Origin of the sequence: Novosphingobium sp. SG707 (genome assembly GCF_012275515.1) — a bacterium.
GTDB lineage: Bacteria > Pseudomonadota > Alphaproteobacteria > Sphingomonadales > Sphingomonadaceae > Novosphingobium.
This window is the reverse complement of record NZ_JAAZQL010000004.1, coordinates 313087-331675: the sequence shown is the minus strand read 5'-3', so window position 1 is coordinate 331675 and position 18589 is coordinate 313087. Positions and strand designations below refer to the sequence as shown.

At 62.3% G+C, this 18589-nt stretch carries 20 protein-coding genes and 1 tRNA gene; 14 read left to right on the top strand and 7 right to left on the bottom strand.

Annotated elements, in window-relative coordinates; genetic code table 11:
• Positions 1–63: 63 nt before the first annotated feature.
• Positions 64–999, bottom strand: a complete 936-nt coding sequence (locus FHW92_RS14055; protein WP_168603883.1) for an isopenicillin N synthase family oxygenase — start codon at positions 997–999, stop codon at positions 64–66.
• 77 nt (positions 1000–1076) lie between these two features.
• Here FHW92_RS14055 and FHW92_RS14050 point away from each other — a divergent pair, with 77 nt between their 5' ends.
• Both FHW92_RS14050 and FHW92_RS14045 read left to right on the top strand, forming a co-directional pair.
• On the top strand, positions 1077–1496 hold the full coding sequence (locus FHW92_RS14050; protein ID WP_168603882.1) for an EVE domain-containing protein: 420 nt from the start codon (positions 1077–1079) through the stop codon (positions 1494–1496).
• A 113-nt stretch (positions 1497–1609) separates the two neighbouring features.
• Complete coding sequence (locus FHW92_RS14045; RefSeq protein ID WP_168603881.1) at positions 1610–1897, top strand: hypothetical protein; 288 nt, start codon at positions 1610–1612, stop codon at positions 1895–1897.
• A gap of 26 nt (positions 1898–1923) precedes the next feature.
• On the opposite strand, the gene FHW92_RS14040 is transcribed toward FHW92_RS14045, so the two are convergent.
• Positions 1924–3285: an MFS transporter gene (locus FHW92_RS14040; protein ID WP_168603880.1), complete on the bottom strand. Its 1362-nt coding sequence runs from the start codon at positions 3283–3285 to the stop codon at positions 1924–1926.
• A 247-nt stretch (positions 3286–3532) separates the two neighbouring features.
• Here FHW92_RS14040 and pgsA point away from each other — a divergent pair, with 247 nt between their 5' ends.
• On the top strand, positions 3533–4126 hold the full coding sequence (gene pgsA / locus FHW92_RS14035; protein WP_168603879.1) for a CDP-diacylglycerol--glycerol-3-phosphate 3-phosphatidyltransferase: 594 nt from the start codon (positions 3533–3535) through the stop codon (positions 4124–4126).
• A 224-nt stretch (positions 4127–4350) separates the two neighbouring features.
• On the opposite strand, the gene FHW92_RS14030 is transcribed toward pgsA, so the two are convergent.
• Genes FHW92_RS14030 through rnd form a run of 3 tightly spaced genes read right to left on the bottom strand, consistent with a single transcriptional unit; the run spans position 4351 to position 7161 of the window.
• On the bottom strand, positions 4351–4983 hold the full coding sequence (locus FHW92_RS14030) for a YitT family protein (RefSeq protein WP_168603878.1): 633 nt from the start codon (positions 4981–4983) through the stop codon (positions 4351–4353).
• A gap of 46 nt (positions 4984–5029) precedes the next feature.
• Positions 5030–5926: a hydrogen peroxide-inducible genes activator gene (locus tag FHW92_RS14025; RefSeq protein ID WP_168603877.1), complete on the bottom strand. Its 897-nt coding sequence runs from the start codon at positions 5924–5926 to the stop codon at positions 5030–5032.
• Positions 5923–7161, bottom strand: coding sequence for a ribonuclease D (rnd, locus tag FHW92_RS14020; protein ID WP_168603876.1), 1239 nt, complete (start codon positions 7159–7161; stop codon positions 5923–5925). The genes FHW92_RS14025 and rnd overlap by 4 nt, the downstream gene beginning before the upstream one ends.
• Before the next feature lie 237 nt (positions 7162–7398).
• On the opposite strand from rnd, the gene aspS reads away from it, so the two are divergent.
• The 4 genes from aspS (at position 7399) to mltG (ending at position 12564) form a co-directional block, all read left to right on the top strand.
• Positions 7399–9204 carry an aspartate--tRNA ligase gene (gene aspS / locus FHW92_RS14015; protein ID WP_168603875.1) on the top strand — a complete coding sequence of 602 codons (1806 nt, stop codon included), beginning with the start codon at positions 7399–7401 and terminating at the stop codon, positions 9202–9204.
• A gap of 483 nt (positions 9205–9687) precedes the next feature.
• Positions 9688–9924, top strand: coding sequence for an acyl carrier protein (locus FHW92_RS14010; protein ID WP_168603874.1), 237 nt, complete (start codon positions 9688–9690; stop codon positions 9922–9924).
• A 273-nt stretch (positions 9925–10197) separates the two neighbouring features.
• Positions 10198–11460, top strand: a complete 1263-nt coding sequence (gene fabF / locus FHW92_RS14005) for a beta-ketoacyl-ACP synthase II (RefSeq protein ID WP_168603873.1) — start codon at positions 10198–10200, stop codon at positions 11458–11460.
• Between the two features lie 132 nt (positions 11461–11592).
• Positions 11593–12564 carry an endolytic transglycosylase MltG gene (gene mltG, locus FHW92_RS14000; RefSeq protein ID WP_168603872.1) on the top strand — a complete coding sequence of 324 codons (972 nt, stop codon included), beginning with the start codon at positions 11593–11595 and terminating at the stop codon, positions 12562–12564.
• On the opposite strand, the gene FHW92_RS13995 is transcribed toward mltG, so the two are convergent.
• The gene (locus FHW92_RS13995) at positions 12561–12974 is read right to left on the bottom strand and encodes a sugar transporter (RefSeq protein ID WP_168603871.1); all 414 of its coding nucleotides are present in this window, start codon (positions 12972–12974) and stop codon (positions 12561–12563) included. The genes mltG and FHW92_RS13995 overlap by 4 nt on opposite strands.
• A gap of 224 nt (positions 12975–13198) precedes the next feature.
• On the opposite strand from FHW92_RS13995, the gene FHW92_RS13985 reads away from it, so the two are divergent.
• The 6 genes from FHW92_RS13985 (at position 13199) to FHW92_RS13960 (ending at position 16314) form a co-directional block, all read left to right on the top strand.
• Positions 13199–13275, top strand: a tRNA-Met gene (locus FHW92_RS13985).
• A gap of 24 nt (positions 13276–13299) precedes the next feature.
• A complete protein-coding gene (locus tag FHW92_RS13980) occupies positions 13300–13497 on the top strand; it encodes a hypothetical protein (protein ID WP_168603869.1) in 198 nt (65 codons plus the stop codon).
• Positions 13498–13571: 74 nt separating this feature from the next.
• The gene (locus tag FHW92_RS13975) at positions 13572–13919 is read left to right on the top strand and encodes a hypothetical protein (RefSeq protein ID WP_168603868.1); all 348 of its coding nucleotides are present in this window, start codon (positions 13572–13574) and stop codon (positions 13917–13919) included.
• Complete coding sequence (locus FHW92_RS25785; RefSeq protein ID WP_246870159.1) at positions 13876–14268, top strand: TonB-dependent receptor plug domain-containing protein; 393 nt, start codon at positions 13876–13878, stop codon at positions 14266–14268. The genes FHW92_RS13975 and FHW92_RS25785 overlap by 44 nt, the downstream gene beginning before the upstream one ends.
• Before the next feature lie 5 nt (positions 14269–14273).
• Positions 14274–14825, top strand: coding sequence for a TonB-dependent receptor (locus FHW92_RS25780; protein ID WP_168603867.1), 552 nt, complete (start codon positions 14274–14276; stop codon positions 14823–14825).
• 58 nt (positions 14826–14883) lie between these two features.
• Entirely contained in the window at positions 14884–16314 is a 1431-nt protein-coding gene (locus FHW92_RS13960) for a sulfatase-like hydrolase/transferase (RefSeq protein ID WP_210428501.1), read from the top strand.
• A 247-nt stretch (positions 16315–16561) separates the two neighbouring features.
• On the opposite strand, the gene FHW92_RS13955 is transcribed toward FHW92_RS13960, so the two are convergent.
• Positions 16562–17452, bottom strand: a complete 891-nt coding sequence (locus tag FHW92_RS13955; protein ID WP_168604100.1) for a LysR family transcriptional regulator — start codon at positions 17450–17452, stop codon at positions 16562–16564.
• 97 nt (positions 17453–17549) lie between these two features.
• Here FHW92_RS13955 and bla point away from each other — a divergent pair, with 97 nt between their 5' ends.
• Positions 17550–18431: a subclass B3 metallo-beta-lactamase gene (gene bla, locus FHW92_RS13950; protein ID WP_168603865.1), complete on the top strand. Its 882-nt coding sequence runs from the start codon at positions 17550–17552 to the stop codon at positions 18429–18431.
• Positions 18432–18589: the final 158 nt, after the last annotated feature.

The window sequence follows — 18589 nt, the reverse complement described above, 5'->3', positions numbered from 1 at the left end:
CGTCCGCAGGACAGCACGAAACGCGAAAAGCGCGGGAGAGGGATGGCCTCTCCCGCGCTTTTCTTATTTCTTGAGGCCGATTTCGCGCAGGCGCTCCTGCAGGTAATCATCGGCCGTGATCGAGACCGGATAGCGGTCCGGGTTTTCCGGCGTGATGCACTGTTCCATCGTCTTGAAGGGAAAATCGCTGCGCAGATGCAGGAAGAAGGGCATCGAATAGCGGCTGTGGGCGGCGCGCTCGGCGTCCGGGTTGCGCACGCGGTGCGTGGTGCTGGGCAGGACATGGTTGGTCAGACGCTGCAGCATATCGCCGATGTTGATGACGATGGCGCCTTCGGGCGGGGCCACGCCGACCCAGCGGCCATCCTTGGTCAGCAGTTCAAGCCCGGCCTCCTGCGCGCCCAGCAGCAGGGTGATGAGGTTGATATCTTCATGGGCGCCTGCGCGAATCGCTCCGCCTTCGGCATCGGCCACAGGCGGATAATGCAGCAGGCGCATCACCGAATTGCCGTCCTCAATGGCCGGATCGAACCAGTTTTCGTCCAGCCCCAGATGCAGCGCGATGCGCGAAAGGATGGTCGCGCCCGCCTTGTCGAATTCGGCATAGAGGCGGGTAAAGACTTCGCGGAAGCCTTCGGGCGAATCGGGCCAGACATTGGGCGCCATGGTCGCGGCCAGCGGCGAACCCTCGGGCAGATCGCGCCCGACATGCCAGAATTCCTTCAGGTCATGGGCCTTGGCGCCCTTGGCGATCTCGGTCTTGAACGGGGTATAGCCGCGCGCGCCCGCGATACCGGGGATAAAATACTTGCGCTTTTCCTCCTCGGGCAGCGCGAAGAATTGCGCGGTCAGGTCCCATGCCGACTCGATCAATGCCGGGTCGATGCCGTGATCCTTGACCAGCGCAAAGCCATATTCGCGGAAGGAAGCGCCGATCGCGCGGGCAAAATCCTGCGGCGCATCGGAAAGCGAGAGAACGGGAAGTTTGGCAAGATCCATGGGTGGTTCCGTGTTGCAACAGGCGCTAAGCTCGCGCCATCCATGAAGCCTCTTTAGGCGATCCGAGACGGGGACGCATGACCAAAATCAAATCCTATTGGCTGATGAAGTCCGAGCCGGACGCCTATTCCTATGACGATCTGGTCAAGGAGGGCGAGGGCACGTGGGACGGGGTGCGCAACCACCGCGCGTCCAACAATATGCGCGCGATGCAGCCGGGCGATCTGGCCTTCTTTTACCATTCGAACATCGGGCTGGAAATCGTGGGCATCATGGAGATCAGCCAGTCGGGTCTGACCGATCCTTCGGATGAAACGGGGCGCTGGGCCTGTGTGAAGGTAAAGCCCGTGCGCAAGTTGAAGCGCCCGGTGACGCTGAAGCAGATCAAGGCCGATCCCGCGCTGGCCGATATCGAAATGCTGCGCCTCTCGCGTCTCTCGGTCAGTGCGATCACGCCGGAGGAATGGGATTATATTATCGCGCTTTCAGGAGGTTAACCGGCCATGGCGCCTGTCCCGATCTGGGGCAGGGCGCCCCCGTCCCAAATGGGGACGGGTTAACCATTGTGGCTCGCTTTCGCAATGGTGAACAAATTCTTAAACCTGCGGGCATGAGACGTTCACTGGTTCTGGGTGACGAGAGCGCCCATCATCCTTTTCTGCAAACGCTGCCGCCCCATGTGCGGGTGGATCGGCCGGTTGCGTCGCCCCGGCATGAGGCGCCCGCACCGGCGCCCAAGGCTGCGGCCGATTGGCTCAAGCGCCATGCCCATGCCGCGCCGCATATGGTGATTTCCCGCGCGCGCCATTGGCGCCGGGGTCTGACGATGCAGAATCTGCGCGAATTCCTGCTGGCCTATTGCGCCTGTTTTGTCGCGGTGATGGCCTTTATCGCCTGAGCGAAAGGGCCGTCACGCAAAAGAGGTCAGGCAAAAGGACGCGGGCCGCCGTTGATCTCGGCCTCGCGCTCGGCCCGGACCAGCAAAATGGCCAGCCATGCCGAAATCAGGCACATGGCCGCCGAAATCAGCACCAGATCGACGATCTCTACCCCTGCCGCGCCAAGGCCCACGGCAATCGCCGCGCCCACCACCATCGCGCCCGAATTGACCACATTGTTAGCCGCAATCGTGCGTGCGGTCTGCGATTTGTCGACGATGGTGGTCAGGAAAGCATAGAGCGGCACCACGAACATGCCGCCCGCCACCGCAATCCCGCCCAGCGTGGCCAGCAGCAGCGGCGTGAGCGGGTGGTGCAGGAATTCTCCGATGCTCATCAGATGGCCATCGACCGTAGCGGGAAACCGGGTGCAGACCTGCTGAAACGCGACGACGAAGAGCGCCATCACCAGCACGGAAGGCGGCGAATAGCGCGCCGAAACCTTGCCCTTGAGCAGCGCGTTGATCGACACCGAACCCAGCGCCACGCCGATGGAAAAGATCACGAGGAACAGGCTGGCCACTTCCTTGCTGGCGCACAGCACGCGCTTGGCCAGCAGCGGGAATTCGATGAACAGCACCGCGCCCACGGTCCAGAAAAAGCTGATCGAGGCGATGGCGAGGAACACGCGGCGATCATGCATCGTATTCTTCACCAGTTGCACCGAGGCGCGCAGGATGTGGAAATCGAGCGGCTGGGCTTCTTCCTGCGGCGGGGCGGGGGGGACCGAAAGGCAGGTGGCATAACCCACCAGCGCCGTGACAAACACGCCCGCGGCGGCCCATTCGACCGGAATGAACCCGGCCAGAATCGTGCCCGCCAGAATGGCGATATAGGTGCCTGCCTCGACCAGACCCGTGCCCGCCAGCACTTCCTCGGATTTGAGATGTTGCGGCAGGATCGCATATTTGATCGGGCCGAAAAAGGTCGAGTGGATGCCCATGCCCAGAAGAGCCAGCAGGATCAGCGGCATGGCGACGGGCATCAGCAGCATGTCCTGCCACGGCTCAAGCATGCCGTGCTTGGCCTGCCAGGCGATGACAAGTCCCGCGCCGCCAGCGATCATGATGCCGATTTCGGCCAGTTTGACCCAGCGGATGATCTGCGCCTTGTCGCGCATATCGGCCAGTTGTCCGGCCAGCGCCGAGAGGATGAAGAAAGGCACGATGAACAGCGCCGAGGCCACCGCCGAGAAAATCGCCTCGGATTTCTCCGAGTTGAACACGCCATAGACCACGAAGAACACCGCCGCGTTCTTGTAGAGATTGTCGTTGAACGCGCCCAGCAATTGCGTTGCGAACAGGGGCAGGAAGCGCCGCCGATGCAACAGGTGGGTGGATGTCGTCATGCTGTCTTGTCGATCCTTGTTGTGCGCGCTGTCCTAGCGAAACACACGGATGGGGCAAGAGGGGTGATGGGCGCGCGCAAAATTCACCCGAGGGGCGAACAGACGCTCCGGCCCGCGCTTTTGCGGTTGGCGGCCCGCATAAATGCTACGCTGTAGGGGGCGGATGGACGCAAGGCCGAAGGAAACAGCGACTCTTCGATTACCGTGTCTTTTTTGCGTTGCGGTTAGCGGCTATGGCGATTCGGCCATGCTGACTTTGCCCAACCTGCTCACCCTTTCCCGAATCGTTACCGTGCCCGTGCTGGTCTGGTTGCTGTGGTGGCCCGAATGGACCGCAGGCTATGCGCTTGCTTTCGCCGTTTACTCGCTGATGGGCATCACCGACTATTTCGACGGCTATCTGGCGCGCGCGCAAGGGGCGGTCAGCAAACTGGGCATCTTCCTCGACCCCATCGCCGACAAGATCATGGTGGCCGCCGTTATCCTCGTGCTGACCGCCAAGGGCGTGCTGACCGGGCCCTATGTGGGCGAACTCCATGTGATCGCCGGGCTCATCATCCTGCTGCGCGAGATCGCGGTGTCGGGCCTGCGCGAATTTCTGGGCGGGATTCAGGTGTCGGTGCCGGTATCAAAGCTGGCCAAATGGAAAACAACCTTTCAGATCCTGTGCCTGGGCGCGCTGATCCTGGGCCGGGCGATGCCGTGGTGGCTGGTCGATGTGGGCGGCTATGTGGTCAATCTGCCCCATACGGTCGGGCTGACCACGCTGTGGGCGGCGGCGGTGCTAACGCTGGTGACTGGGTGGGATTATTTGCGGGTAGGGTTGAAGCATATGGATTGAGGGTTGGAGGTTTAGGTTTGCCTCCGGCGGGTTAAGGGCCTTGGGCCCTTAACAATCCCATTAATGTCCACGTTGCGCCATAATTTCACCTTTGCGCCACATGGCCGCGCCGCAGGCTTATAAACCGCTTCGCGGGTAGGGCTTCGTTTGCCAGTCCAGCACCACCCCATAATGGGATTGCAAAGGGACGAGTCCCTTTGCCCGCCGGAGGCAAATTTACCGGTTCAAACCTCGCTGCGATACCGATCCGGCCTATGCCAGACCAGCACGACCCCGTTCATCACCAGCGCCGCCACCAACGACCAGAAGCCGCGCTCGATGCCCAGAACGGCAAAGGCGGAAGAGACGATCACCGCGTCGATGGCCATGCAGATCGCGCCGAAATGCCAGCCTTTCCATTGCGATAGCCAGCGAGCAATGACCGCAAGCCCGCCTACGCCCGTGGCATGGCGTGTGACGGCAAGGATGCCGATGCCCAGCGCTGTGCCGCCCACGATGGCGGCCATGGGCATGGTGATGCGCGCGATGACCAGATTGGCCGCCACCACATCGACCAGCGCCATGATGGACAGCGTGGCGATCGTGGTGCGCAGGATATAGGGCGTGCCAAGCCGCCGCCAGAACAGCGCGAAGATCGGCAGGTTGATCCATGTGAACAGGCTGCCCGGCGGATAGGGCAGGACGTAGGAAAGCAGCAGCGCGATCCCTGCCACGCCCCCGGTGATCAGCCGCGCCTCATGCAGCAGGTCGAGCCCGAGGCCGATCAGCAGGCAGCCGTTGGCGATGCCGAAAATGTCTTCGACAAGCGAATGGGGCACCGTGGGCGAAGCGGCGGATTCGGAAAGAGGCTCTGTCATGATATGTCTCAATCATGACAGAATATTACGCGTTATGCAATATGCCTTATCCCGCGCGCAGCTCCTCGGCCAACATGCGGAACTCCTCCGACCGAGGCGATTGCCGCCGCCAGACCAGCGCGATTTCGCGGTTTGCGCTGTCCGAACGCAGGGGGCGGGCCACCACATTTGTCCCGTTCAGGATCCCCGCATCCAGCGCCATTTCGGGCAGCATGGTCAGGCCCAGCCCATTGTCCACCATCTGCACCAGCGTGTGCAGCGAGGTGCCGATCATCGTGGCCGAAGCGCGCAATTCGGGGCGGTTACAGGCCGCCAGCGCATGCTCCTTCAGGCAATGGCCATCCTCGAGCAGCAGCAGCCGGTGCTCGTCGATCAGGTCGGGGCTGATTTCGGCGGGCGGGTCGCGCGGGTCGTCCTTGGGGAAGGCGACGAAGAGCGCGTCCAGCTCGATGGTTTCCTTCTCCACCTCGCCCGTGGCAAAGGGCAGGGCCAGCAGCACGCAATCGGCCCGCCCGTGATGGAGCGATTCGATGGCCTGCGCGCTGGGTTCCTCGCGCAGGAAGAGCTTGAGATTGGGCCGCTCGCGCCGCAGCCGAGGCAACATGCGCGGCAAGAGGAAGGGCGCGATCGTGGGGATCACACTCATCCGCACCTCGCCCGACAAAGGCTGGGACGAGGAGTGGATGAGGTCGGACAATTCCTCGGCCTCGCGCAAAATCCGGTGCGATTTTTCCACCACCGCATTGCCCAGCGGCGTAAAACGCACATTGCGCTTCGTCCGCTCGACCAGCACCACGCCCAGCAGCGTTTCCAGATCGCGCAGACCCGCCGAGAGCGTCGATTGCGAGACAAAGCAAGCCTCCGCCGCCCGGCCGAAATGGCCATGTTCATGCAGCGCGACCAGATATTGCAACTGTTTGAGCGTGGGCTGGTAAACGCTCATTCTTCCTCGCCCGCTTCCTGTTCAACGGCGGGTGTTTCGGGATTGGCTTCCCGCATGTCGCCGTGCAATTCGTCGACATGGGTCATTTTCAGCCGCCCGTTGACCACGGCAAAGGCCAGCTTGCCCTCGACCAGATCGAGCGCATCGCGGCCAAACACGCCATAGCGCCAGCCTTCCAGCACGCTGACCCCTTTGCGCACGCCGGCGGCCAGCAGTTCCAGATCGTCGCTGCGCGCCAGCAGGCGGGCGGCCACGTCAATTTCGCGCGCCCGGATTTTCAAGAGCAGCTTGAGCAGATCGGCCACCAGCGCGCCTTCCTTGCCCAGCGGTGCCCCGCGCGGGGTCTTGGGCGGCATTTCGGCCTCGCTCAATGGCTGGGCATCGGCCAGAGTCTGCATCAGCCGCTTGCCGATGTCATTGTCCTTCCAGCCGGTGGAAAGCCCGCGCACCTTGGCCAGATCGGCCTGAGTCTTGGGCGGATGGCTGGCAATATCGGCCAGCGTTTCATCGCGGGCGATGCGGCCGCGCGGGATGTTCTTGTCCTGCGCCTCATATTCGCGCCATGCGGCAATCGCGCGCAAACGGCCCAGCATGGCCGGATTGCGCCCCGCGGCCTTGATTTTGAGCCACGCGCTCTGGGCATCGTTGCGGTAATTGTCGGGGTCGGCCAGACGCTCCATTTCCGCGTCCAGCCATTGCCCGCGCCCGGTTTTGATCAGGCGTTTCAGGATCTTGGGAAAGATCTTGGAAAGATGGGTGACGTCGCCGATCGCATATTCGATCTGGCGCTCGGTCAACGGGCGGCGGCTCCAGTCGGTGAAACGCGCGCCCTTGTCGATCACCAGCCCCAGCCAGCTTTCGACCAGATTGGAATACCCGATCTGCTCGCTCTGGCTGATGGCCATCATCGCGATCTGGGTGTCGAAGATCGGGTGAGGGGTCTTGCCGGTCAGGTTGTAGATGATTTCCACATCCTGCCCGCCCGCATGGAAGATCTTGAGCACATCCTCGTTGTCCACCAGCAGGTCGAGCAGCGGGGACAGATCGAGGTCGGGCGCCTTGGGATCGATGGCGGCGGCTTCATTGGCGTCGGCGATCTGGATCAGACACAGTTCGGGCCAATAGGTGCTCTCGCGCATGAATTCGGTATCGACGCAGACGAATTCTGATTTCGCCAGACGGCTGCAAAGATCGGCCAGCGCGTCGGAAGTGGTGATGAGCTTGTGAATCTTCATCGGTTTCTTTTCTATGCGCCAACCCCTAGAGGTCGGCTTGATGGTTGGCCCGGATGCGGGCCGGAGCCTGCCGACAGCGTGAAAAGCGCATATCAGCGGGCGGTTTTGGGCCGGTCTTCGACCCTGTCGGCTTGACAAAAGCGCGGCCATCGCCTGTTAGCCGCGCATCAGCCTGTCCAGCAATGGGCAGGAATCCCCTATCCCTGCCCGATTGGCGCAAGAATGGAAAGAGTTGTCATGTCCTCGCCCAACACACAGGCGCATCCCTATCGCTCGCACACCTGCGGCGCGCTCAATGCGGATGCCGTGGGTCAGAATGTCCGCCTCTCCGGCTGGGTCCACCGCAAGCGTGACCATGGCGGGGTGCTGTTCGTCGACCTGCGCGACCATTACGGCATCACCCAGATCGTGGCCGACAGCGACAGCGCGGCGCTGCCCGTGCTTGAGTCGCTGCGCGTGGAAAGCGTCGTGACGATCAACGGCACGGTCAAGGCGCGCAGCGAAGGCACCGTGAACCCCAACCTGCCCACCGGCAGCATCGAGGTCTTTGCCCGCGAGGCCAATGTGCTGAGCCGCGCCGAGGAACTGCCGATGCCGGTGGCGGGCGAGCAGGAATATCCCGAGGAAATCCGGTTGAAGTACCGCTTCCTCGACCTGCGCCGCGAAACGCTGCATGCCAATATCGTCAAGCGCACCAAGGTCATCTCCTCGATGCGCCGCGCGATGGAGGACATCGGCTTCACCGAATATTCGACGCCGATCCTGACCGCGTCCAGCCCCGAAGGCGCGCGCGACTTCCTCGTGCCCAGCCGTATCCACCCCGGCACCTTCTTCGCGCTGCCCCAGGCGCCGCAGCAGTACAAGCAATTGCTGATGGTGGCCGGTTTCGACCGCTATTTCCAGATCGCCCCCTGCTTCCGCGACGAAGATCCGCGCGCGGACCGTCTGCCGGGCGAATTCTATCAGCTTGACCTCGAAATGAGCTTTGTCACGCAGGAAGAAGTCTGGGAAACGATGGAGCCGGTGATCGGCGGCATCTTTGAAAAGTTTGCCGACGGCCGCAGCGTGACCCCCATCGGCAGCTTCCCGCGCATTGCCTATGACGATGCGATCCTGCGCTATGGCAGCGACAAGCCCGACCTGCGCAACCCGATCCTGATCTCGGACGTGTCGCATCACTTCACGACCAGCGGCTTTGGCCTGTTTGAAAAGATCGTCGGCACGGGCGGCGTTGTGCGCGCCATTCCGGCTCCGAACACGGCGGACAAGAGCCGCAAGTTCTTTGACGAAATGAACGAATGGGCGCGCAGCGAAGGCCATGCCGGGCTTGGCTATGTCACGCGCAAGGGCGGCGAATTCGGCGGCCCCATCGCCAAGAACCACGGCACCGAGGGCATGGAAAAGCTCTATGCCGAACTGGGCCTTGGCGCCGATGACGGCCTGTTCTTTGCCGCAGGCAAGCCCGATCAGGCCGCCAAGCTGGCAGGCGCGGCGCGCACCCGCGTCGGCACGCTGTTGGGCCTGATCGACGAAAACAAGTTCGAGCTGTGCTGGATTGTCGACTTCCCCTTCTTCGAGGAAGGCGAGGAGCCGGGCAGCATCGATTTCGCCCATAACCCCTTCTCGATGCCGCAGGGCGGTCTGGAAGCGCTGACCGATGGGCGCGATCCGCTGTCCATCAAGGCATTCCAGTATGACCTCGTCTGCAACGGCTTCGAAATCGCCTCGGGTTCGATCCGTAACCAGCACCCGGACCTGATGGTCAAGGCGTTCGAAACGGTCGGTCTGTCCAAGCAGGATGTGGAAGAGCGCTTTGGCGGCATGTATCGCGCGTTCCAGTATGGCGCCCCGCCGCATGGCGGTATGGCCGCTGGTGTGGACCGCATCGTCATGCTGATTTGCGGCGCGCAGAACCTGCGCGAAATCACGCTGTTCCCGATGAACCAGCGCGCCGAGGATCTGCTGATGAACGCGCCTGCTCCCGCCAGTCTGAAGCAGCTTCGCGAGCTTCATATCCGCGTGGTGGAACAGCCCAAGGGCTGATCTTCCGGGACATTACGGTTCAAGCAAGGACTGGTCGAGCACGATACGCTCGGCCAGTCCTTCTTTTTTGCCCATGCCAAAACCTGAGGCGAGAGGCGGTGGAAGCGGTCATAGGCCTCCTCCTCGGCGATGGCGTCGCCCGACACGCGCCGCGCCAGAGTTCGTCGGGCTAAAGCTCGTCGGAATCGTCGAAAAACACGATCCGGCGCGAAAAGCCCATTGAGCGATGAAAATGCACGAATCGGCTCATTGCATCCCCGACAGGGCGAACTGTTGAGATCAGCCGGACTTGCATTCCCATGACGGGCCCTCTCCTGCGGTGGATGAAAAACAAGGCTGACACCGGCCAAGTGGGGCGACAATTGAGGTGCGATGAGGGTTGGCACGGTTGTGATGTGCAATCCCGCTTGCCAGTCTGCGCGCCACCCATTAGGGGCGCGCATTGAGTTTCACAATTTCGCCGCTTTTCGTAAGGGGAATATCATGAGCACCATCGAGGCGCAGGTTAAGAAGATCGTTGTCGAACACCTCGGCGTTGAAGAAGACAAGGTCGTCGCCGACGCCAGCTTCATCGACGATCTGGGCGCTGACTCGCTCGACATCGTTGAACTGGTGATGGCTTTCGAAGAAGAATTCGGCGTGGAAATTCCCGACGATGCCGCCGAAAAGATTGCCACGGTCAATGACGCCATCGCCTTCATCGAGGCGAACAAGGGCTGATTTTGCCAAAGGGCCGGTGGGGCTGATGCACCCGTCCGTTAAGGGGCGGGATGATGTCGCCCCGCAGGTCCTGCGCCGAAATGGGGGATGGCCCGGGCCTGAACCTTTGATCGGCGTCGACCTTTGGGGTCATAATCAGGCCCGGTCCGCTTAATCGGGCCGGGCTTGCTTGTTATTGGACATTTGGCCAGAATAAGCGCTTGTTGGGTCGCTGTTTGCTGCCGCAACGGCTGGTCGGTATGGTCTGCCGATGGGGCAGAGGGAGAATCGAGAATGCGTCGTGTTGTCGTCACCGGGCTTGGTCTGGTCACCCCGCTGGGCGCTGACGTGGAAACCGCCTGGGCAAATATCCTTGCCGGCAAGTCCGGCGCGGGCAAGATCACCAAGTTCGATGCGTCGGCGCAAAAGTGCCATATCGCTTGCGAAGTGAAGCCGGCCGACCACGAATATGGTTTCGATGCGAGCAAGCGCGTCGATCACAAGATCCAGCGTCAGGTCGATCCCTTTATTGTTTTCGGCATTGATGCAGCGGGTCAGGCGCTGGAAGACGCCGGTCTGGTGGACGCGCCTGAAGAAATGCGCCTGCGCATGGGCTGCTCGATCGGCAGCGGCATCGGCGGTCTGCCCGGTATCGAAAGCGAATCGCTGGTGCTGGCCAACAAGGGGCCGGGCCGCGTTTCGCCGCATTTCGTCCATGGCCGCCTGATCAACCTGATCTCGGGTCAGGTTTCGATCAAGTATGGCCTGATGGGGCCGAATCATGCAGTGGTCACGGCCTGCTCGACCGGCGCCCATTCGATTGGCGATGCCGCGCGCATGATCCGCGACGATGATGCCGACATCATGCTGGCTGGCGGCGCGGAATCGACCGTGTGCCCGATCGGCATTGCCGGTTTCGCTCAGGCCAAGGCGCTCAATTGCAGCTTTAACGACCGGCCCGAACAGGCCAGCCGCCCCTATGACAAGGACCGCGACGGTTTCGTCATGGGTGAGGGCGCGGGCGTGGTCGTGCTGGAGGAATATGAGCATGCCAAGGCGCGCGGCGCGAAGATCTATGCCGAAGTGGTCGGCTATGGCCTGTCGGGGGATGCCTATCATGTGACGGCGCCGCATCCGGAAGGTTTCGGGGCGTTCCGCTCGATGGAAATGGCGCTGAAGAAGGCGGGCATGACGCCTGCCGACATCGATTATGTCAACGCGCATGGCACCTCGACCATGGCCGACACGATTGAACTGGCCTCGGTCAAGCGCCTGTTCGGCGATGCTATCGGCAATGTTTCGATGTCCTCGACCAAGAGCGCCATCGGCCACCTGCTGGGCGGCGCGGGCGCGGTGGAAACCATCTTCTGCATTCTGGCCATCCGCGACCAGATCGTGCCTCCCACGCTTAATCTGGATAATCCTGACGAAGGCACCGAGGGCGTCGATCTGGTGCCTCACGTGGCCAAGAAGCGCCGCGTGCGCGCGGCCCTCAACAACAGCTTCGGCTTTGGCGGCACTAATGCCAGCGTTGTTGTGAAGGCTCTGGAAGACTAAGCAGGGTGTGAAGGGACGGGGGCTTGCCATCGGGCGCCTCCGTCCCCACCTGTGTAACAAGCGGTGGCGGGCGCCTTTGGGGGCTCGCCTTATCTGTATCTGGCATCAGGCAGAAGAGAGCCCGAAGCGCCCATGAAGAAACCCGTCCTGATCGTTCTTGGCGCGGCCGCGCTGGCCATTGGCGCTCCGGTGGCCAGCCTGCTGCATGGCTGGTATGGGGCGGGGCCTTTGCCGCAGGACCGTGCCTTTACCGTGCCTGACGGTGCGGGTCTGACGGTGGTGGCGGCCAAGCTGCAACGCGAGGGGGCGATCTATTCGGCGCGGGCGCTGCGTTTCCATGCCAAGCTGATGCGGGCCGGAGGCGGCATCAAGGCGGGCGAATTCCTGCTGCCTAAGGGTGCCAGCGAGCAGCAGATCCTGGCCATCATCACCGGCGATCAGGTGCTGCGCCGCTTTGTCACCATTGCCGAGGGGCTGCCCTCAATCATGGTCAAGGAGAAGCTGCTGGCCAATCCCGACCTGATCGGTACGGTTGACGCCCCGCGTGAGGGCAGCATCCTGCCCGACACCTATGACATCAAGAAGGGCGCCACCCGCGCCTCGGTGGTGGCCACGATGCAGGCGGCGATGACCAAGGTGCTGGCCGAGGAATGGGCCGCGCGCAGCCCCGACACAGTGGCCAAGACGCCGGAGGAGGCGCTCACGCTGGCCTCCATCGTCGAAAAGGAAACCGGCAAGCCCGAAGAGCGCGCGATGGTCGCGGGCCTCTATTCGAACCGCCTGCGCCAGCATATCATGCTGCAGGCCGACCCGACGATCATCTATCCCATCACACAGGGCAAGCCGCTGGGTCGCCGCATCAAGCAGAGCGAGATTGCGGCGAAGAATGATTACAACACCTATTCGATGATCGGTCTGCCCAAGGGGCCGATCACCAATCCGGGGCGCGATTCGATCCATGCCGTGCTGCACCCGGCCAAGACGCAGGCGCTCTATATGGTGGCCGACGGCACCAAGGGCCATGCCTTTGCCAATACGTTGGAAGAGCATAACAGGAATGTCGAGCGCTGGTTCGCCATCCGCCGGCAGCGAGGCGAGATCTAGCTCAGCAGATCGCGCCCGGCGGCGGCATGGGCATAGGCCATCGAGCCCAGCGCGATGACCAGGATCACCACCGGGAAGGCGATCACGCCCGGCCCCTTGGCCTGCACCAGCGGGGACAGCACCAGCGCATAGCTGAATTGCGCGACGATCCCGACGATCGAGGCGGCAAACAGCCACACCGCGACCCGCCGTTGCAGCAGCAGTGCCACCGCGCCCAGCAGGCCGCTCCAAGAGGCCACCGCATAGGCGATCCATGCCCAGAGCGGCATGGCGCGCCATACCTCGATCTGCACCTCGTCGCCCTGCGCCAGCGTTTCCGGGCTGGTGCTGGATTGAAGCGCCCACATGGCCACGCCTACCGCGTTCCACAGCACCAGAGCGATGGCGATCATGCGTTGCTGTCTGGCCATTTTCGGCACGGGCCACCTCCCTGATCTGCCCGGAATGTGACAGAGGCCTCCGTTATGCGCAAGCATCCGCATCAGGCCGGGCAGGGGTGGCGGATGGTCGCCTGGACCGTTTTGAAAAAAATTTCGCCAAACATGCAATGGGCTGTTGACGCATGGGCGATGCGTGGCTATTCGCGCCGCCTGCACCGGGCAATGGTGACCGACACGGTCGCCGCCAGTCATGGGGCGGAGTAGCTCAGCAGGTTAGAGCAGCGGAATCATAATCCGCGTGTCGGGGGTTCGAGTCCCTCCTCCGCTACCACAACCCTCCCCAACGGGAGTGGTGATGAGGCGATCAGTCGCCGTGCTCAACAGAGCATCCAGTCCATCGACGATCTCGACCTTCATCGCCCTTCGTTCGAAAGGTGATTTCTGCTTTTCGTCGGCTGGCGACACGATCGCGCGATCAACCACCGAACGGATCAGCTTGGTGGCGAGCACCACCTTCTCGGCTTTCTGCGGCGCGTCGTCCGCGCCGAACTGATCGAGTTCGATCATGCCAGCCATATAGGCGTCCTTGAACCGAGCCGACAGCGTCGCGGAAAAAAGGCCAAGGGCTTGGCTGTCGGTCTCCATCCCATTGCCCTCAGCTCGCAGGCTGGCTGGTTCCGCGCCCGGCATAACGGCTCTCGTGGTCGTCGTATTCCGGGCCGCAGTTGGGTGAAGGCTAAGCGCGAAAAAAGAATGCCGCTTCTGACGGCACCGATAAAAGTGAGAGGGAAAGACATGAGAAGCAGTGCGCAAAAGCCATTGCTGCTGGCATTGGTTCAGGTGATGGCGTGCGAAGCCGCCTTCGCGCAGGCCGCAAAACAACAGGATACCTCCGCCCAGGACGCGGCCATCGTGGTCACCGGCTCGCGGATTGCCAAGGGGGGGTCAGGCTCCCACGCCAACCACCGTTGTTGACGAAAAGGCGCTCCAGGCCGCGCCGCAGGCGAGTATTGCCGCTTATCTCAACCTGTTGCCAACCGCCTTGTTGAAGCGCGTGGACATCGTGACGGGCGGTGCTTCGGCCGCGTGGGGTTCTGATGCTGTGGCCGGCGTCGTCAACCTTGTTCTCGATACTGACTATACCGGCATCAAGGGCCAGGCTCAGGCGGGCATCTCGACCTATGGCGATGCACCCGAATACAAGGCCGAACTTTCAGGCGGGCCAAGTTCGCCGACGGGCGCGGGCATATCGTCGTCAGCGGATCCTACTCCAGCATCGGGAGTGTCGACCGCGTGGATTCGCGCCCTTGGTATAATGGCCTGAAGTTCATGCAGAACCCCGCCTATGTGCCGGGCGGAACCCAGCCCGCGAACACCATTGCGGTCGGCAATTACAAGTCGTCGTCGGGCGGGTATGACGTGAAGGAAGGGTTCGCCGAAGTGGCCGTTCCCATCTTCAAGGATTCACCGATCGGCCGCGACAATGGTCTGATTGACGATCTCATCGGCGAAGTCGGCCAGGGCAACGGGCCCACGCGTTGGCGTGGATTCAACTCGGCCAACTTCGACAATGAGCACTTCGGCCTCTCGCTCCGTCATCGCTATATCGGAGCCGGGGTGATTGATGCGGCCTATACCTCGGCCGACATTGCCAACAACAATGTTCCGGCCGTAAGCTACTTCGATGTGTCGGCAACGGCAAAAATTCGGGTCAACAACACCAAGATGGAGCTGTTCTTCTCGGCGGACAACCTTTTCGACAAGGCGCCGCCGATTTCGCTGACCACGACCACCCAGTTGCAGACTTCGATCGGGCGGGCGGCCGCCACTTATGACCTGGTGGACCGCTTCTTCCGCGTCGGGCTTCGCTTCGACATGTGATCGGCTCGGGGGCGGCTAGCGGCCGCCCCTGACCAATCAAGGCAGATTTTGGGAGTAGATGATGGGTATGACCACGACGCGGCGCAGGGCTATAGCGGGCTTGGGCGCTTTGTCCGCTGTTTCAACCGCCAGCTTTGGGGCGACCGCCCGCAAGAGCCGTCGCCCAAACATCGTGTTCATTCTCGCCGACGACATGGGCTATGCGGATGTCGGTTGCTACGGCAGGCCCGATGTCCGAACCCCTGCTATCGACAGTCTGGCCAAGCGGGGCGTCAGGCAATTGCAGGCCTATGCCAATTCCGCAGTGTGTTCGGCGACCCGCACCGCGCTGATCACCGGGCGTTATCAATACCGCCTGCGCGTCGGGCTGGAAGAGCCCATTGCCGGTGACAGTGCCGGTATTGGAATGCCGCCCGAACACCCGACGCTTCCTTCCATGTTGAAAGCGTCCGGCTATCGCACGGCGCTGATGGGGAAGTGGCATCTTGGGAGCCTGCCGGATTTCGGTCCGTTGAAAAGCGGTTACGAGGAATTCTTCGGCTTCCGGGGCGGCGCCCTCGATTATTTTTCGCACAAGGGCTCACGCGACAACGACGATCTTTGGCGCAATGATGAGCCTGTCAAGATCCCCGGTTATCTGACGAACCAGCTGGGTGAACATGCTGCGGACTTCATTGAGCGCAGTGCGGCTTTGGACAAGCCCTTCTACCTGAGCGTTCATTTCAACGCTCCCCATTGGCCGTGGGAAGGCCCCGGCGATCAGGCGGAATCAGAGCGCATCGGCGGGACCGGCCTTCGTGATCTGGACGGCGGAAGCAACGCAACCTATGCCAAAATGATCGAGGCGATGGATGCCGAGGTGGGCCGGATCCTGTCGGCGCTTGATGCGCACAAGCTGAGGGAAGACACTATCGTCGTGTTCACCAGCGACAATGGTGGCGAGCGTTTTGCCGATACCTGGCCGTTCAGCGGGCAAAAGACCGAGCTGCTCGAAGGGGGCCTGCGTGTGCCTTCGATCATTTCCTGGCCCAACGGCCTGCCTCAGGGCACGACGAACAATCAGGTCAGCATCACGATGGACTGGGTGGCAACCTTGCTGTCCGCCGCCGGGGTCAGGCCGGACGAAAAATATCCGCTGGACGGCATGGACCTCCTCCCGTCCTTGCGAGGCGGCACAGACGTCAAGCGGACGCTTTATTGGCGCTATAAGGCCAATCATCAGCGCGCCCTTCGTGATGGTGACCTCAAGTTCCTGAAGATCGCGGACAATACCTATCTCTTCGATGTCGTGAGTGATCCTCTGGAGCGAGCCAACCTCAAGCAGCGCAGGCCTGAAGACTTCGCTCGACTGGCGGGGATGTGGCAGGACTGGAACAAGACCATGCTGCCAGAGCTCGACAGCACCTTTACCGAGGGTGTCCAGGCCAAAGATCAGGCCGATCACATTGGAGCTGGCCCGGCGATAAAGACCGCTGATCCCGGCAACTGAAGGGTTTGTGGGCATTTCGTTGCGTTCTGCGCCGCTGGTCTCTTAGGGCAGCGCTGTGAATTGATGAGATGCCCCCTTTTGTCCGCTTCCCATATGCTGAGAAGTGGCGGCTTGGCGCTCTCGTGTGACCGATAGATCTTCTTGCGGTCCCGTTCGGTCTTGAGGGAAGAGAAGGAACTCTCCATCGCCGCTTTATCCCAATTCAGGTACACCGAGCGCAGGTGAACCAACTACCGTTTGGAATGTATCAATTGGAAGCTACTGGCGCTTCTGCGGCAGCTTCGTGCAGCAGCCAGTGGCGGAAGGACCGCATGGCGTCGCTTTCCTTGCGGGAGAGGAGCCGCGTCAGCCAGTAGCGTCCGGCATCGACCGTAATGTCGAAGGGCTGGACCAGACGTTCGGCGATCAATTCGCGGGTGAACATGGCGGCGGGCGCCAGCGCCACACCCAAGCCATTGGCCGCCGCCGCGACCATCAAGGCGGAACTGTCGAACACCGGGCCGCGCAACACGGGTTGCGGGCTGCCCGCCGCCTCGAACCAGCGGCGCCATTCATCGGGCCGATACGAACGCAGCAGCGCCTCCTGCGCGAGGTCGCGCGGACTGCTCAGGCGGGCGGCGATGGATGGCGCACACAGCGGGGTCAGGCTGGCCTCAAACAGAGGTTCGGCAAAGGTGCCATGCCAGGCGCCGTCTCCGAACCGGATTGCAAAATCGAGTGCTTCGGCTGCGATGTCGACGCGATTGTTGTTGGTTGAAACGCGCAGGTCGATGTGAGGGCAGGCGCGCGTGAACCCATCCAGCCGGTGGAGCAGCCAGCCGGTTGCAAAGGTGCCGACCACGCCGATGTTGAGCACGGCGCGAAACCGTCCGTCCGCATATTGGTCGAGCACCGCGCCCACCCGGTCGAACATGTCGGCCAGCACCGGCACCAGCGCCTGTCCATCATCGGTCAGCGCAAGGCCGCGCGGCAGGCGATGAAACAGACGCGTGCCGAGCCGCCGCTCCAATTGCGCGACCTGATGGCTGACGGCTCCCTGGCTGACGCACAGTTCGATGGCCGCGCGGGTAAAGTTCAGATGGCGCGCCGCCGCCTCGAAAGCGCGCAGGGCGTTGAGGGGGAGCTGGGCGCGGTGCATCGCCAAGGTATGAAGCAAGCTCATGGCTCTGTCGAGAAATGATGCTTTGTTTCGGCGCCTCCCCTGCCGCAGTTTTTGCCGCGAAGGAGACGTGCGAATGTCGAAAACACCATGGATAGCGGGCGCGCTGGCAGCTTTGTTGGCCCCGATCAGCGCATCAGCGCAACCGGCTCAAGATCCGCTGACAAAGCCGATCATCGGCTCTCATACCGCCGAATGGCTGGTCCCGGCGGCGCCGGAGAAGATCTTTGGCAATAGTTACCTTGTTGGCTTTGGCGGCCTGAGTGTTGCCTTGATTGATACAGGCGCAGGCCTGATCCTGATCGACGGCGCCCTGCCGCAGGCGGCGCCTGCCATTCTCAACAACGTCAAGCGGCTTGGCTTTCGCCCGCGTGACATCAAATATATTCTGAGCACCGAACCCCATTTCGACCATGCGGGCGGGATCTCAGCATTGGCGCGCGATACCGGCGCCACCGTTCTTGCCAGTCCGCGCGGCGCGCAAGGGCTGATGGCCGGTCGCATGGCGCCGGATGATCCGCAGCGTGGCTATAATTCCTCCTGGCCGGCGGTTGCAAAGGTGCAGGTGATCCGTGGCGGCCAGACTTTGCGGCTGGGCAACACAACCATCACCGCACTGGCGACGCCGGGGCATACGATGGGCAGCATGAGCTGGCGCTGGCAATCGTGCGAAGGGCGGGCATGCCGGACGATTGTGTTCGCCTCCAGTCTGAACCCGGTTTCGACCGACGATTATCGCTATACGGCACCGCGCGCCCGCCCGATCATCGCCGGTTTCCGCAGCAGCTATGCCGCGATGAGCGCGACGCCCTGCGATATCCTGATTTCGGCCCATCCCGACAATGCGGGCAAAGGCCGATACAACAACCAGCCCGGCGCCTGCCGCGCCTATGTCGAGCGTTCACGCAAGGCGCTGGATCAACGCATAAAGTCGGAGCGGGGCCAAGCGCCTCTATAGCCTGGGGCACTGATCGCCGGTGGGTTGGGCGCGCCGTGGGTGCAGGGGCTCTGACATGCACCCGTTGGCGCCTTGTGATGAAAGCAGCAGCTTCATGCTCATCGGGTGTTCATTTGCGGTCTGAATACCCACACAGTGCAAAGGCCAATGGTGGAGAA

Excerpts from the sequence above, each read along its gene's own strand:
- FHW92_RS14055 (WP_168603883.1), bottom strand. The coding sequence starts at position 999 with ATGGATCTTGCCAAACTTCCCGTTCTCTCGCTTTCCGATGCGCCGCAG.
- FHW92_RS14050 (WP_168603882.1), top strand. The coding sequence starts at position 1,077 with ATGACCAAAATCAAATCCTATTGGCTGATGAAGTCCGAGCCGGACGCC.
- FHW92_RS14045 (WP_168603881.1), top strand. The coding sequence starts at position 1,610 with ATGAGACGTTCACTGGTTCTGGGTGACGAGAGCGCCCATCATCCTTTT.
- FHW92_RS14040 (WP_168603880.1), bottom strand. The coding sequence starts at position 3,285 with ATGACGACATCCACCCACCTGTTGCATCGGCGGCGCTTCCTGCCCCTG.
- pgsA (WP_168603879.1), top strand. The coding sequence starts at position 3,533 with ATGCTGACTTTGCCCAACCTGCTCACCCTTTCCCGAATCGTTACCGTG.
- FHW92_RS14030 (WP_168603878.1), bottom strand. The coding sequence starts at position 4,983 with ATGACAGAGCCTCTTTCCGAATCCGCCGCTTCGCCCACGGTGCCCCAT.
- FHW92_RS14025 (WP_168603877.1), bottom strand. The coding sequence starts at position 5,926 with ATGAGCGTTTACCAGCCCACGCTCAAACAGTTGCAATATCTGGTCGCG.
- rnd (WP_168603876.1), bottom strand. The coding sequence starts at position 7,161 with ATGAAGATTCACAAGCTCATCACCACTTCCGACGCGCTGGCCGATCTT.
- aspS (WP_168603875.1), top strand. The coding sequence starts at position 7,399 with ATGTCCTCGCCCAACACACAGGCGCATCCCTATCGCTCGCACACCTGC.
- FHW92_RS14010 (WP_168603874.1), top strand. The coding sequence starts at position 9,688 with ATGAGCACCATCGAGGCGCAGGTTAAGAAGATCGTTGTCGAACACCTC.
- fabF (WP_168603873.1), top strand. The coding sequence starts at position 10,198 with ATGCGTCGTGTTGTCGTCACCGGGCTTGGTCTGGTCACCCCGCTGGGC.
- mltG (WP_168603872.1), top strand. The coding sequence starts at position 11,593 with ATGAAGAAACCCGTCCTGATCGTTCTTGGCGCGGCCGCGCTGGCCATT.
- FHW92_RS13995 (WP_168603871.1), bottom strand. The coding sequence starts at position 12,974 with ATGGCCAGACAGCAACGCATGATCGCCATCGCTCTGGTGCTGTGGAAC.
- FHW92_RS13980 (WP_168603869.1), top strand. The coding sequence starts at position 13,300 with ATGAGGCGATCAGTCGCCGTGCTCAACAGAGCATCCAGTCCATCGACG.
- FHW92_RS25780 (WP_168603867.1), top strand. The coding sequence starts at position 14,274 with ATGCAGAACCCCGCCTATGTGCCGGGCGGAACCCAGCCCGCGAACACC.
- FHW92_RS13960 (WP_210428501.1), top strand. The coding sequence starts at position 14,884 with ATGATGGGTATGACCACGACGCGGCGCAGGGCTATAGCGGGCTTGGGC.
- FHW92_RS13955 (WP_168604100.1), bottom strand. The coding sequence starts at position 17,452 with ATGCACCGCGCCCAGCTCCCCCTCAACGCCCTGCGCGCTTTCGAGGCG.
- bla (WP_168603865.1), top strand. The coding sequence starts at position 17,550 with ATGTCGAAAACACCATGGATAGCGGGCGCGCTGGCAGCTTTGTTGGCC.